This window comes from Vibrio celticus, assembly GCF_024347335.1.
In the GTDB taxonomy this organism is placed as follows: Bacteria; Pseudomonadota; Gammaproteobacteria; order Enterobacterales; family Vibrionaceae; genus Vibrio; species Vibrio celticus.
In genome coordinates, this window is the sequence record NZ_AP025463.1 from 1,872,569 (window position 1) to 1,886,649 (window position 14,081).

Below are 14,081 nucleotides of genomic sequence, written 5' to 3' on the forward strand. Positions count from 1 at the left end.
AAATGGTGACATTATATTTATAATATTAGTTAAAATATAACACTTAAAGTCATATAATTCCTAGTTATGAATCTAGTATTTAACAACTTAAGTAACAAGCTAATGATGGCGATCACATCACATCACAATCTTAGTGCTCACACTAGCAATATAAGTTATTGTGTTTGCGGAAAATAATAGATTTAAAAACGCAAGATTGACGTGTATAAAAACACTATAAAACGCACAATCATCGGTTAACATTTTGTCAACTCTTTGCGATCGCCAGCTTAGTGATCGTGATTTTTTTGGCGGTTCATCTGAATTTCGTATATAACAGCACGATTTAAGACTTAGATGTGCGCTCATTTTAGGGAGACGTAAATTGAATAGGCTTCAAATAACAACATTGGGGTTAGCTATAAGTATTAGCTTACCGACAACAGCACAAACCTTAGAGCAAGCCGTTGCGTTTACTTTAGAAAGCAACCCTGAAATCAAAAGTGCTTATAACGAATATATCAGTAAGCGTTATCTTAACGACGCTTCTGGTGGTGCTTATCGACCAAGTATAGACTTAGATGGTGGGATTGGTTATGAACATACTGATCTTGTAACCAATCAAGACACCACCGACCTGACTAGAAAAGAAGCAACGATCACCTTGACCCAGTTAATATGGGATGGTGCTAATACATCCAATGATATCGACCGTACTGCCGCTGATGCAGAGTCTGTGCGCTATCAACTACTATCTAACGCGCAAGATATCGCTTTAGAAGTCACAAAGGTTTATCTTGACGCAGTGAAAGCCTACGAAGTGCTTTCCCTGTCTGAAAACAACCTAGCGACGCACAAAGCGATATATAACGACATTCGTAAGCGCGTGGAATCAGGTATTGGTTCAACCGCAGATATGTCACAAGTTGAAGCTCGTATTGCGAAAGCGCACGGGAATTTGCTAGCTGCTCAAAACAACCTTTTTGATACACACACACAGTTTAAAAGACTTGTTGGTCAATCTCCGTTAGGGTTAACCTTCCCCCGCGCAGATGTGGGCGCGATTCCTTATACCGTTGATGGTGCGTTAGCAAAAGCGTTTAACCAGCACCCAGTCATTAAGATTGCACAAGCCGATGTTGACTCAGCCAAATTCCAATACAAACAATCCAAAAGCACCAACTACCCGACTGTTTCTTTTGAAGCCGCTCAAACTTGGCGTGATGACGCCGGTGGTACAGAAGGCAGCAGCGATGAGTTTTCTGCCATGGTTCGTTTAAGATACAACCTTTACAACGGTGGTTCGGATCAAGACCGTGCAGAAAGTGCAGCTTACCAACTCAACAAAGCCAAAGACCTTCGCGAAAGCACTTATCGCAATGTTGAGGAGAGTCTGCGTCTTTCATGGAGCGCACTTGATTTAACGGTTCAGCAAAAAGAGTTCCTATCTGACCACGTAGATTCGGCATCAGACACGGTTATCTCGTATGAGAAACAATACCGCATAGGTAAGCGTACCCTTCTCGATTTACTGAACACTGAGAATGAATTATTCGAAGCTCGTAAAGGCTATTTAGACGCTAAGTATGACGAGCAATACGCAAAATATCGCGTAATGAACGCAACTGGTAACCTACTCATCGGTTTACGAGTTGAGATCCCAGAAGAATGGAATGAAAAGGTGGAATATTAATGAAGCTTACCAACACAGTATTATCGCTTTGCTTCATGGTTGTATCTGCCAATGCTTTAGCTGAAAACAACGTGGACGAATTTGAATATCGCGCTCTTCCGCCTGTTACTCAAATTTACGACCTTCAAGATGATGACAATGACGGTGTAATCAACGCGCGAGATCTGTGTGTCGATACTCAGATTGGTGCAGAAATAGATAACGACGGTTGTGGTTCATATTTCGAATCTTCAGAAAAGAAAGAACTCCACATACTCTTTGCTAATAACTCTACGGAGATCAACCCGGTTTTCTTAGGGCAGATACGCCAAATGGCTGCGTTTTTGAAGCGTTACGAGGGTACATCGATTGAGTTGCAAGGTTATGCCAGCAAAGTAGGTAACGCAGCACACAACCTAAAGCTTTCGAAAGAACGAGCATCGCATGTAAGACGTGCACTAATCAGCAACGGTATTCAGCCATCTAGAGTCAACATCGTCGGTCATGGTGATTCTGAATTCAGCAGCGATGACACTCAAATCAATCACGCACTGCATCGAAAAGTTGTTGCTTCCGTTGTTGGATTTAAGGGTAATATCAAAGAAGAATGGCACATCTTCACCAAAATTAAAAAGTAGGCGTTACCCTGCTTTTACCATACTGAAACGTTATCTTAAGTTAACGTTTCAGTATGGTGATAATTCCTTGAATAGCATATACCTAAGCCGTCTATAATGTTAATCTTGCCACGTTATCAACATAGAGAATTAATCCATGAGCAAACTAACAGCTGATACTCAAGCAAATCTAGAACTTTTCGTTTCTGAAACACAAGAAACTAAACTGGTATGGGGCCTTCGCAACGAAGAAGGTTGGCTAGCATGTGACTCAAGTGAATTCGAAAACAGCGAAGTGATGCCATTCTGGTCTTCAAAAGAAGATGCTCAAACTCACAACGTTGAAGAGTGGGCTGACTTCGAAGTATTAGAAATTCCACTAGATATCTTTGTAGAAGATTGGTTACTGACTCTTGCTGAAGACGGCGTTCTTGTTGGTACTAACTGGAATGCAACATTAGAAGGCAAAGAGCTTGAGCCTTCTGACCTAGCGAAATTATACATCTAATTTCCGATATCGGTCGTGCGAATCGTGCGACCGATATACCTCTGATTAGTATCAATAAATTAGAGACCTACCTCGCATAACCTCGTAGTCGCACCACTCAAAATTTGAAGCAACATCAAACTAATAATAGAATATCGTTCTTTATCTGATTGATCGTCTCTTGTGAATCACTTCGTTTTTGTTACCTTTCTACTATTCATTAGCTTTTGTTCTTATAGCCAAGTATCAACGTCAGATCGTGACCACAATTCACCAGTCTATACCTCCAATTTAAGCACTACTCCAAATGCTGATTGGAACGCGCTTTATCTCTCTACTTTAAACCACTCTCCTGAGCGCGCATTAAACATGCTGCAAACACGCTATATCGGGTCAACGGTTTATGGAGATAAGCTTTACCTTGCATCTCTTCTGTATCAATACATGAGCCACCGAGATCAGCCGTTCTACGGAATCGCTTCAAACGACAGCGACTACCAAGCGATGGAAACAGCGTTTATTTCTGCTCTGATGAAAGACGGCAAAGGCCAATATGAACAAGCACAGCAAGGCTTTCTAACACTCTTGGCGAGAATGCAATCTCGCGGTGATTTAACTGGTAAAGCCTTACTAAAGTACCAGCTATGCCGCTCGCTTAACGAGCAAGCTAAATACCATCAAGCGAACTATTACTGCTCTGCCCTTGAGTCAGATTTACATGACATCGCTGACCCTGTATTACCAAAATTCGGGACTTATCGAGTCATCGCGAACAATCATCATTTCCGCAGTGACTATCAAGCTGCACTAGACACCTACCTATCACTAATAAACGTGTTTCCACAAGGGCATGATATTTCAGGGGTTTACAACGATGTGGGTAACTTGCTCAAAGAATTAAAACAATATGAAAAATCGGCGGAGTATCTAGAGCAAGCTCTCATTCTCAGAGTAAACGCTTCAGATTTAATGAAAGCACAAGTGCATCACAGCCTTGCGGACCTCTACCTTAACCAAGAGCAAAGTGAACTAGCAATTCACCACTTTCAGACAGCAAGAACACTGCTGAGCTCAACGTCGCATAGCTACGGTATTGCACTCACAAGTCTTGGCTTAGGAAAAGCGTACACTCAAACGAAAAATTATGATATGGCGAGAACCTACCTAATTGAGTCTCTTTCAGCTTCGAGCGAACTGAGCAATGATGTCATTCGCATCAATACTTACTTGGCGATCAGCGATATGTTCGAGGAACAGAAACTGCCAACTGAAGCGCTCAACTATGCTCAACAAGCACTAGAAATAGCAGAACAAGTCACAAGGCATAAATACATCGCGCAGTCACTTCTGCAGCTTTCTGATATTCATCAATCACTCGGCGATTACCAACAAGCTTTCTATTTCTACCAGCGATACTCGTCAATACAAATGGAAGCTAGAGACATTGATAATCGACTCGCACTCGAAGCGCTCGGCCTGACGCACGCCAAATATGAGCAGGAACTTGAGAGCTCTTTCCTGACACATCAGACGAAACTCGACCGCGTTCAAATTGAAAAAATGGAACATCAAAGATGGATGTACAACATCGTTATTGTTTTGTTGCTTTGTGCTGCAAGCTTTACGGTCTTGATAAACAAAACGGTTCGCGCAAAAGCAGCAATTGATGGCTTAACGAAAGCATATAGCCGAACTGAGATAATTCGAAGAATCAAAAGAGTGAAACGCTGTAAAGGGTCGGACAAACAGCATGTGCTCGTGCTGCTCGATTTAGATAAGTTTAAGAAGATTAATGATCAGCATGGGCACCCTACTGGTGATCGGGCACTGGTCCATATTAGTGATCAAATTAGAAAACACTTAGTGAATGGTGAATTGTTTGGTCGCTTAGGGGGCGAAGAATTTGTCATCATGTTAACCGATACCCAACCAGCAGAGGTACGAGAACGCGTTGAAGAGTTGCACTACGCAATTTCAAGCACTGTCTTCTTATCAGAAAGCAAAAAGTCACTTAATGTGACCGCGAGTTTTGCTTATCTAGCAACCTCAAACGCATTAAGTGACTTTGATGACTTGTATTCAGTGCTTGACCAAGCGCTCTATCAAGCCAAAAGCAACGGTCGAAACTGTATTATTGATGCATATAACGAACCCATTGATTTGCCTGAGATTATTTATTCTCAGCCTGTTTGCGAACCAACTCAGCCATAATGCTTTCGCGATCACCGAGGTAATCGTTAAGGCCAACTTTACGCAGTTCACATGCAGGGCAATCGCCACAGCCGTCACCAACAATGCCGTTGTAACAAGTCAGTGTTTTGTTTCTAACAAGCTCAAGTGCTGAGTACTGGTCTGCTAGCGCCCATGTCTCAGCCTTGTTTAACCACATTAGCGGTGTTTTGATATCAAGCTGCTTATCCATACCTTGTACAAGTGCAGAGTTCATCGCCTTCACAAAGTCATTACGGCAATCAGGGTAACCAGAAAAGTCTGTTTCACACACACCGGTAATCACGGTTTCAGCAGCGATTTGGTAAGCGTAAATACCCGCTAGAGTTAAAAATAGAATATTACGACCAGGAACGAATGAGTTCGGCAGCCCATTCTCTTGCAGCTCATGAGACACAGGAATATCGTCACGAGTCAGAGAGCTGATAGCCAGTTCATTCAACAGAGTCACATCCATCACTTTGTGCGCTTTCACACCAAGCTCTTTCGACAACGACTCCGCAACTTCAATCTCGAGTCTATGGCGCTGACCATAATCAAACGTAATAGCATGAACTTCATCATACTCTTTTAATGCCTGAACAAGACACGTTGTTGAGTCTTGACCACCACTGAATACTACCACTGCTTTTTTCATCTTAAATCCTTACGAGAACCTTCTACTAGCGACTTATCTTGCCCAGTAAAAATACAACCTATGCGATGCTCAAATATTTGTGAGTTTGTATTGATAAGCGCCAATTGCGCTCAATGCAGGTATCAATACAAAGTTGAGTAGCGCGGTCTTTTTGGCTGATTGGTTGCAGAGCGATAACAGTGTCGCTAGGAACCGCAGCTCGCTCCAATAAACCGTCAAGTTGTTCGATGTCTTTGCTTGTGCCTACTGGATGCTTAATTTCGTTAGCACGTTGTAAAGCGCTATCTAAAATTTCCAGTTTCGCTTTCATCGCCACCTTCGGTGACACCGTAACCCAAGTGTTAGATGTGGCTTTAACTTCTGATGTTCCGCTAGTCTCAATCTGACAGCGACAACCGTGCTGCTCAAATGCTTCAGTAAGAGGAACAAGATCATAAATGCACGGCTCACCACCAGTAATCACAATGTGCTTCGCAGTGTAACCTTGTTTGATATATTCATTCACGATTCCTTGAGCATCGATTGCTGACCAAGTAGGTGAATCTTCTGTCTTAACCATAATATCGCCAAGGCTGGTTTCATCTTCTGGCAACGCTTCCCAGGTCTGTTTGGTATCGCACCAAGAACAGCCCACTGGGCAAATTTGCAGACGAACAAAAACAGCGGGAACGCCAGTAAACACGCCCTCACCCTGAATGGTTTCAAACATTTCATTAATCTTGTACAACTTTCCCTCAGCTCAATCATTTGATGAAATTAATCAACCGCAGACCTTAAAGCACTTCCCCCTTTTGGTCAAACAAATGAGTACTGATAAATGAGTTGATCAAAGCCCTAGCCTGAACTTTCAAGTTCCCTTATCCTTTCGCCCATAGATTTCGTTAGCTTTTAATTTTTTAGTAAGGAACAACATGTACAAACTGATTGCTCTTGATATGGATGGCACACTACTCAACAGTGAAAAAGTGATTTCTCAAGAGAACAAAGACGCAATCGCCAAAGCACGAGCTGCAGGTGTGAAAGTGGTTCTCGCTTCTGGTCGCCCTTTAGAAGGCATGCAAAACAAATTAGATGAGCTTTCGATCGACGGCGAAGATGACTTTGTACTCTTCTACAACGGCTCTATGGTTCAGAACGTATCGACAAAAGAGATCATTCACAGTGAGATCAGCAACGGTAAAGCCGCAAATGAGATTGCTGCCCTTGCTGAACAGCTTGGTGGTTATGTCCATGCTTTCAGCAAGATCCACGGCTTAATCACACCTGAGAACAATGAGTACACTGGTATTGAAGCGCGTATTAATGGCTTAGATATAACCGAGTTCGACTTTTCTCAACTAGAAGATGACCACGAAATCATCAAGACCATGATTGTCGCTGAACCAAGCAAGCTGACTGAAATCATCGGCAAGTTGCCACAAGAGCTTAAGACTCAGTTTACTATCGTACAAAGTGCACCATTCTTCTTAGAGTTCCTAAACCCAAATTCAAATAAGGGTGTCGGTATTGAAGCGATAGCTAAGCATTTGGGTATTAAAGCGGAAGAAGTCATCTGCATGGGTGATGCTGAAAACGATCACCATATGCTTGAATACGCAGGCCTTGGCATTGCAATGGAAAACGCAATGGAAGAAACCAAGAAACTGGCGGATCACATCACAGCGAGCAACGACGACCATGGTGTAGCGGTCGCGATTGAGAAGTTTATCTTCAACTCATAAATGCTCAACAGGTTCTAATAAGAATTACTTTTTGCTTGTTTCAGAAATGACAAAGGCTGTGCACTGCACAGCCTTTTTGATTTTGTGTTAGTCGAGTCACTTACTCTCTTTTCCATGGCAGACGAAATGCCACCACGCCAAACAGAATCAAGATTGGGAAACGTAATGTTTCAATAATAAATGAAGCAATACCACTGAAAGAGACAAAGCTTCCAGCCCAGCTAATCAGCAGATTTCCCGCTAACAACATCGCCATCACTCCAAGAACGATCTTGAATGAGAACTGACCAACCAAAGGTTTCGAGTCTGTTAACGTCACTAGGCATGCAATCGTCATCAAAATCGCCACCCAGAATGAGAATGTTGGCAGTGGCCATATCACCGTGAGAACAATTGACAGTAAGCACAATGCCCACCAAACACCTTTAGAACTCAATAAAGCACTAATATCAACATCCGGTTTCGCGTCTAATCTCACGATATGCCACGTCGTTAAAGCGCCTAATACGCCACCCATTAATACATCACTAAAAAACGCACTGCCTGAATAAGACTTAAATAGCATGATCCACAGCAGGCCAGCGAGTACTACCAGAATAGCTTTTTGCTCCAAGAGGCGCTTTAGTTTCCAAAAGACTAACAAGGTTAAACTAACCCACAAAGCAGCCAACAGACTTGGAAAACTATACCCACTGCTCATAACCAGCTTCAATGTTGGCAAGTAAGCGTGTGGACGTGGAAAACCAAAACCTTGGTGCGCGATCAAAGTAAGTAGTGTCACCGAGATCAAAGTGAAGCCAAACTTCAACGCGAAGTTACGGCCGAAGTACCAAGCAATTAGCGGCAATATCACAATGAAAACCCATGGCTTCGCCAACAAGTCAGTCAAAAGCACAGTATTCGCAAACACGCTTGGCATCTTATCGAACGTGTTTTGAAGTGACACAATCCAATTTAATTCAACTTGATGGACTTTGGGTGCTGCGCCCACCAGCTCAGTCACATACGTCACAGGTTGATCTGTCGCAGATAAAAACAGCTCGTTAATCTCAGACCACTGTTCTGGATAACGGTATTGGTGATCTTGTAATTCAGTAGGAGGAAGTAACATCGCTCGGCTGACTTCCACGCCGTAATGAGGAGCAAACCAAATCGGCAGCTCAAAGCCACCTAACTCATTTCGAGCCTTGTAACTGATCACTTCCGAGTCAGAAATACAATCAAACACGACGGCACTGTCGGTATAACCCAGTACATCACCGACCGTTACTGACAAACCCGCCTCTTCCCACGTTTCACGTTGCGCCGCAACGGCTGGCGGCTCACCAGAAACCACAGTGCCTCCCGGCAGAGACAATTGACCTGTGATCAACTCATCAACCAACACGATTTGGTTATCAGCCCGTACTACACACAAGGCGCCCGCGATATGATCGGGCAAAGTGTTATTTGCCCAAGCGGAAGTAGTACTCAAAAGAGACAGTATGAAAACTAATAAATATCGAATAACCAACGAGTTTACCTAAAAAAAATAGAAGAAATTTAAGACTGCTGTTGCAGTTGAAGTATTGTAATCAAAGCCACACAAAATCGCTGTCTACGTTTTGTGCAAAGCCTTCCTCATCCATTGAATATGAGGTGTGAACCCCATTTTTTGATAGAAATCCTTGGCAGGTGAATTAAAGTCCCAAACTTCTACAAAGACTTGTGCGACACCATAGTCTTCAAAAGTAGATTCAACGCGATTAAACAACATTTGAGCCACATCCGCTTTTCGATATTCCGGCAACACAAAAAGCTCATCGACACTGCCCATCTGAACCGGTTTACTGACGGTAGAAATAAGCTCACAAAAATGTCCGGAGATAAAGCCAACAATGAGCTCACCTTTTAATGCCACATAAACCAAACATTCAGGATCATCCAAGTATCGTGCAATGCTTTTTTCCTGCTCAATCTCTTCTGCCGTTTTAAAGTGCTCTGGGCTAGCAAGGTGGTGGTGATGGTGGAGATCGAACATTAACTCGTTAAGTTGTTCCAAATCCGCGTGCTTTGCGGCCCTTAAGGTGACATTCATGACTATTGCGCTTCTCAAACCAAATTAATATCTAAACTGAGTCTAGTTTACTTGCCGTGAGTATCTATACAAGTTATTGAATTAATTCATTGTTTGAAGTGTGTATTTTAGATACAAAAACGGCCACATTACGTGGCCATTCTGTTTGAATGATTTTGAATCAAACGAATATCGAAGCTATGGTTTTTGCTATGGATCTGGCTTTTGCTGTAGCTTCAGCTTTATGCACCGTTATCTTCTTTCTCTTCTTTCTCTTCTTTGAGATCAGCAAGTTGTTGTTCCAATTCAATAAGCTTAATTTCAGCCTCAACTTCAGCAACTCGTTTTTCTGCATCGGTGCGATTGTCTTGCGCTAGACCGTCAGCAGTAACTTGGGTTCGTTGTGCGTTTCTTGCATCGTCCGTATCTTTCATTGAACCCGCAACGCCACCAGTAACACCACCTAATGCAGCGCCCTTCACCGCTAAACTCGCATCTCCAGTTAGAGCGCCTGCTGTTGCTCCTAGTAAAGCACCACCTACAGCACCACGATTACGTGCTGCATTCTCATTTTCGTTATCCATTGCTGGTGATGCGCAACCAGAAAGAGTCACAATCAGTGTTGCTAAAAGAAAAGGTTTAGTGAATTTCATAGGAGTCTCGCTTAGTTCTTCGTTTGGAGTAGAGCCATCTTAAGCAGAGCCGTTAATGAGATAAATAAAGCCACGTTTAGACGATACATCATGTTCAGCTATGTATTATTCATCCATCACATAACTGATTAATGATATATAGCTTTGAGCTCGCTTTATCCTCACCAACAAAAAGGCGACCAATAAGGTCGCCTCAATCGCGCTTTCACAATAAATTTTGTCTTTCACATGTCGCTCTTAGCCTTTGGACCACAAGTTTTGCATGTTTTCTGCACTAGGTGGTGGCCTAACACCGCAATCTCGATAATGATTTTTATCGCCGATCCCCAGTATCTTGCCATTTTCGTCATCAATCATAGCGGCTACTTTGACACCGTCTCCCACATGACGAGTCAACACGACAATTTCACCGGCTCTTTCAGACCTTACCGCGCCTAAGATTTGATATTCGTAGCTACCTTTCCTTGAATTAACGATCATCTTCGAGTTAATCGGGTCGGCTTCATACCCCACGCCCATATCAAAAACTGCTTGATAGAGATCGACGCCAGTCTTGGACACACATTTAAATATCTTGGGATGACTCAATGGCTCTAACAACGCTCTACTCGCTTCATCTTTTGAAATACTGGCACTAGCAGCACCACTGACCAGTAAAGCAATCAACAAAAAGTAAGCTCGCATAAAAAGACCTCAATATGTGGGATTCATAATAAGGTCATAGTAAACGCAATGGATAAGCGGATGAATAAAGTAGAGTTTAGGTAAACCATCACGCTGGGTTATGCATTAATAAACAAGCCGAAGGTGAGATTACCTAAACTACGACGTCTATTTGCCGAGCTTTTCAGCTATTTCAGTTAAGCTGGTAGGGTCGTCAATCGTCGAAGGCACCACATATTGTTCGCCTTCTGCGATTTGTCGGATGGTTCTGCGTAAGATCTTACCAGAACGCGTCTTAGGCAATCTCTCGACTACTAAGGCTTGCTTGAAGCAGGCGACAGCACCAATCTCATTTCGAACCTTACCCACTAACTCGGCTTGAAGGTCTTCTCCATCCACTTTCACTCCATCTTTAAGAACAACTAATCCGAGAGGAAGCTGACCTTTTAAATCATCGTGAATACCAACCACAGCACATTCAGCAATGGCAGGGTGGCCACCAACAATTTCTTCCATTTCACCAGTAGACAAACGGTGCCCCGCCACATTTATCACATCGTCGATACGGCCCATAATAAATAGGTAACCATCTTCATCAAGGTAACCGCCATCTCCCGAGACGTAGTACCCTGGGAATTGGCTTAAATAACCCGATTCAAACCTATCGTGGTTGCGCCATACCGTCGGCAAGCAACCAGGTGGAAGTGGTCGTTTAAGTGCGACAAAACCTTGTTGATTAGCTTGTGCAGGCTCACCCAACTCATTGAGGATCTCCACTTGATAACCCGGCACAGGTTTAGTTGAAGAACCCGCTTTCACAGGCAAAGACTCAAGTCCTGTAGGATTAGCAGAGATAGCCCAACCAGTCTCAGTTTGCCACCAGTGGTCGATAACTGGCTTATTGGTATGAGACTCAACCCAATCCAATGTTGGCGGGTCCAAACGCTCTCCCGCCATGAAAATCGATTTGAGTGATGATAAATCATACTTGGCAAGTAACTCGCCTTCAGGATCTTCTTTCTTAATGGCTCTAAATGCGGTTGGAGCAGAAAACAATACATCGACTTTGTATTCTTCACACACACGCCAGAATGCGCCGGGATCTGGCGTTCTAACTGGCTTGCCTTCAAACAAGATGGTTGTGCAACCATGAATCAATGGCGCATACACAATATAGGAATGCCCCACTACCCAGCCGACATCAGAAGCCGCCCAAAACACACCATCTTGCGGCATATCGTAGATAGTGCTCATCGAGTATTTCATGGCGACCGCGTGGCCACCATTGTCACGTACCACGCCTTTTGGCTTACCCGTCGTTCCTGATGTATACAAGATATATAGTGGGTCAGTTGCTAGAACAGGCACACACACGTGAGGCAAAGCATCCTCAACAGCTTGTTGCCAAAGTACATCGCGTTCATTGTTCAATTCGGCTAGAGACTGCTCTCTTTGGAAGACCACCACTTTCTCTGGCTTCCAGCGGCTGTCCATAATCGCCCTGTCGACCATCGGCTTATATGGCAAGACTTTGTTTATCTCGACACCACAAGACGCTGTAATCAACACCTTGGGTTCAGCATCTTCGATCCGAACTGCTAATTCATGAGGGGCAAAGCCACCAAACACCACCGAGTGCACCGCACCGAGTCGAGCGCAAGCCAGCATGGCCATCGCCGCTTCAGGAATCATTGGCATGTAGATCACCACACGATCGCCTTTGGTAACGCCTTGCGTCGCTAACATACCAGCGACTTTAGCCACTTGGTTACGCAATTGATTGTAAGTGTACGAGGATTGAGTTCCTGTAACTGGAGAGTCGTAAATCAGTGCGGTATTGTCACCTCGCCCATTTTCACAATGATAATCCAGCGCGAGCCAGCAAGTGTTCATCACTCCATCAGGAAACCAACGCTCAATTCCGTTATCGTCAGTTTGTAATATCGTTTTTGGTGACTCAAACCAATCAATCGCTTGTGATTGTGTTTCCCAAAACGAATTTGGGTCTTCCCTCGCCCATTGATACTCGGTGATGTAATCGGTTTTTCTGTTCATTCGATTCGTAGCAGACATAGTGCCTCCTCCATGATTTATCCATTAGTCCAAGCGACTAGCTTTTAGCAGTAGCACTTGATTGCACTCTTTTCTCAGCGTTGTGTTCGTGAACATTTAACCGTTCACGACAATCGCTTTACTTGGGAAAAGGCACACGAATGGCACCTTCCATGATCACTCGGGCACTACGACTCATTATCGCCCTTTCAATTTTCCAACCGCTTTCCGTTTGAATAGCTTTAGCACCCACTTTTAAGGTTCCAGATGGATGACCAAAGGTCACAAAATCACGACTTCCCTCACCGGCTGCCAAGTTCACTAAGGTGCCTGGTACACTTGCAGCTGAAGCAATAGCAACCGCAGCCGTACCCATCATAGCGTGATGAAGTTGCCCCATAGACAAAGCACGTACCAGAAGGTCAGTATCTTCGGCAGCAACCGATTTTCCACTGGAAGCTTGGTACGCTTGAGGCTTAGCAACAAACGCAACTTTAGGTGTATGTTGGCGTGATTCTGCTTGTTCTAGGGAATCAATAAGCCCCATCGCAACCGCACCATGTGCTCGGATGAATTCAAACAGAGCCAAGGCTTTGGTATCGCTATTGATATCGGATTGAAGCTCTGTACCTTGATAACCAACCGATTCAGCATCAACAAAAATGGTGGGTATCCCTGCATTAATGTAAGTTGCTTTGATGCAACCCAGATCTGGAACATCTAAAAAATCGACAACATTCCCTGTCGGAAACATAGAGCCACTCGCATCGGCTGGATCTAGGAAATCGACTTGGATCTCCGCGGCGGGGAAAGTGACACCATCGAGCTCAAAGTCACCTAACTCTTGGACTTCTCCATCAGCGATAGGCACATGAACAATGATGGTTTTCTCTATGTTTACTTGCCATACTCGCACCTCGACCACACCGTTTTCTGGAATACGATTCGAATCGACGAGGCCACTATGAATAGCAAATGGGCCTACTGCAGCAGACAGATTGCCGCAATTACCGCTCCAATCAACAAACGGCTTATCTATTGCCACTTGACCAAAGAGGTAGTCAACATCGTGATCGGCTTTACTGCTTTTCGAAACAATAACGGTTTTGCTGGTGCTGGATGTTGCTCCCCCCATACCATCGGTTTGTTTACCATACGGGTCTGGACTACCAATCACGCGCAGAAGTAATGCGTCTCGTGCTTCTCCGGCGACTTGCGCAGCTTCAGGTAAGTCACTTAAGTTGAAGAAAACGCCTTTGCTTGTTCCGCCCCGCATGTAGGTAGCAGGTACTTTTATCTGTTTAGTGTTCATCAC

Annotated in this window: 13 protein-coding genes; 5 read left to right on the forward strand and 8 right to left on the reverse strand. The window is 43.9% G+C overall.

The window, feature by feature from the left end:
* Positions 1–364: 364 nt before the first annotated feature.
* The 4 genes from OCV19_RS08735 (at position 365) to OCV19_RS08750 (ending at position 4,966) form a co-directional block, all read left to right on the forward strand.
* On the forward strand, positions 365–1,672 hold the full coding sequence (locus OCV19_RS08735; RefSeq protein WP_370736625.1) for a TolC family outer membrane protein: 1,308 nt from the start codon (positions 365–367) through the stop codon (positions 1,670–1,672).
* Positions 1,672–2,289, forward strand: a complete 618-nt coding sequence (locus tag OCV19_RS08740) for an OmpA family protein (protein WP_065677015.1) — start codon at positions 1,672–1,674, stop codon at positions 2,287–2,289. Before OCV19_RS08735 ends, OCV19_RS08740 begins: the two co-directional genes overlap by 1 nt.
* A 136-nt stretch (positions 2,290–2,425) precedes the next feature.
* The gene (locus OCV19_RS08745; RefSeq protein ID WP_017062305.1) at positions 2,426–2,776 is read left to right on the forward strand and encodes a DUF2750 domain-containing protein; all 351 of its coding nucleotides are present in this window, start codon (positions 2,426–2,428) and stop codon (positions 2,774–2,776) included.
* 162 nt (positions 2,777–2,938) lie between these two features.
* Complete coding sequence (locus OCV19_RS08750) at positions 2,939–4,966, forward strand: diguanylate cyclase (protein ID WP_065677016.1); 2,028 nt, start codon at positions 2,939–2,941, stop codon at positions 4,964–4,966.
* On the opposite strand, the gene queC is transcribed toward OCV19_RS08750, so the two are convergent.
* Entirely contained in the window at positions 4,926–5,621 is a 696-nt protein-coding gene (gene queC, locus OCV19_RS08755; RefSeq protein WP_065677017.1) for a 7-cyano-7-deazaguanine synthase QueC, read from the reverse strand. The two genes, OCV19_RS08750 and queC, sit on opposite strands and share 41 nt — an antisense overlap.
* A 58-nt stretch (positions 5,622–5,679) precedes the next feature.
* On the reverse strand, positions 5,680–6,348 hold the full coding sequence (queE, locus tag OCV19_RS08760) for a 7-carboxy-7-deazaguanine synthase QueE (protein ID WP_306345542.1): 669 nt from the start codon (positions 6,346–6,348) through the stop codon (positions 5,680–5,682).
* A gap of 184 nt (positions 6,349–6,532) precedes the next feature.
* Here queE and OCV19_RS08765 point away from each other — a divergent pair, with 184 nt between their 5' ends.
* The gene (locus tag OCV19_RS08765) at positions 6,533–7,342 is read left to right on the forward strand and encodes a Cof-type HAD-IIB family hydrolase (RefSeq protein WP_065677019.1); all 810 of its coding nucleotides are present in this window, start codon (positions 6,533–6,535) and stop codon (positions 7,340–7,342) included.
* A 100-nt stretch (positions 7,343–7,442) separates the two neighbouring features.
* Here OCV19_RS08765 and OCV19_RS08770 read toward each other — a convergent pair whose 3' ends face one another.
* The 6 genes from OCV19_RS08770 to prpF all read right to left on the reverse strand — a co-directional run bounded on the left by OCV19_RS08770 (position 7,443) and on the right by prpF (position 14,078).
* A complete protein-coding gene (locus OCV19_RS08770; RefSeq protein ID WP_065677020.1) occupies positions 7,443–8,855 on the reverse strand; it encodes a bifunctional NUDIX hydrolase/phosphatase PAP2 family protein in 1,413 nt (470 codons plus the stop codon).
* Between the two features lie 84 nt (positions 8,856–8,939).
* Complete coding sequence (locus OCV19_RS08775) at positions 8,940–9,419, reverse strand: GNAT family N-acetyltransferase (protein ID WP_048615102.1); 480 nt, start codon at positions 9,417–9,419, stop codon at positions 8,940–8,942.
* A gap of 221 nt (positions 9,420–9,640) precedes the next feature.
* Positions 9,641–10,051 carry a glycine zipper domain-containing protein gene (locus tag OCV19_RS08780; RefSeq protein WP_065677021.1) on the reverse strand — a complete coding sequence of 137 codons (411 nt, stop codon included), beginning with the start codon at positions 10,049–10,051 and terminating at the stop codon, positions 9,641–9,643.
* A 237-nt stretch (positions 10,052–10,288) separates the two neighbouring features.
* Complete coding sequence (locus OCV19_RS08785; RefSeq protein ID WP_065677022.1) at positions 10,289–10,735, reverse strand: hypothetical protein; 447 nt, start codon at positions 10,733–10,735, stop codon at positions 10,289–10,291.
* Positions 10,736–10,882: 147 nt separating this feature from the next.
* On the reverse strand, positions 10,883–12,787 hold the full coding sequence (locus OCV19_RS08790; protein ID WP_065677023.1) for a propionyl-CoA synthetase: 1,905 nt from the start codon (positions 12,785–12,787) through the stop codon (positions 10,883–10,885).
* 118 nt (positions 12,788–12,905) lie between these two features.
* The gene (gene prpF / locus OCV19_RS08795; protein WP_065677024.1) at positions 12,906–14,078 is read right to left on the reverse strand and encodes a 2-methylaconitate cis-trans isomerase PrpF; all 1,173 of its coding nucleotides are present in this window, start codon (positions 14,076–14,078) and stop codon (positions 12,906–12,908) included.
* Positions 14,079–14,081 lie beyond the last annotated feature (3 nt).

Bases quoted from the DNA above. Each gene is read 5' to 3' on its own strand.
- queC (WP_065677017.1), bottom strand. From the start codon at position 5,621: ATGAAAAAAGCAGTGGTAGTATTCAGTGGTGGTCAAGACTCAACAACG.
- OCV19_RS08780 (WP_065677021.1), bottom strand. From the start codon at position 10,051: ATGAAATTCACTAAACCTTTTCTTTTAGCAACACTGATTGTGACTCTT.
- OCV19_RS08765 (WP_065677019.1), top strand. From the start codon at position 6,533: ATGTACAAACTGATTGCTCTTGATATGGATGGCACACTACTCAACAGT.
- prpF (WP_065677024.1), bottom strand. From the start codon at position 14,078: ATGAACACTAAACAGATAAAAGTACCTGCTACCTACATGCGGGGCGGA.
- OCV19_RS08790 (WP_065677023.1), bottom strand. From the start codon at position 12,787: ATGTCTGCTACGAATCGAATGAACAGAAAAACCGATTACATCACCGAG.
- OCV19_RS08775 (WP_048615102.1), bottom strand. From the start codon at position 9,419: ATGAATGTCACCTTAAGGGCCGCAAAGCACGCGGATTTGGAACAACTT.
- OCV19_RS08745 (WP_017062305.1), top strand. From the start codon at position 2,426: ATGAGCAAACTAACAGCTGATACTCAAGCAAATCTAGAACTTTTCGTT.
- OCV19_RS08740 (WP_065677015.1), top strand. From the start codon at position 1,672: ATGAAGCTTACCAACACAGTATTATCGCTTTGCTTCATGGTTGTATCT.
- OCV19_RS08785 (WP_065677022.1), bottom strand. From the start codon at position 10,735: ATGCGAGCTTACTTTTTGTTGATTGCTTTACTGGTCAGTGGTGCTGCT.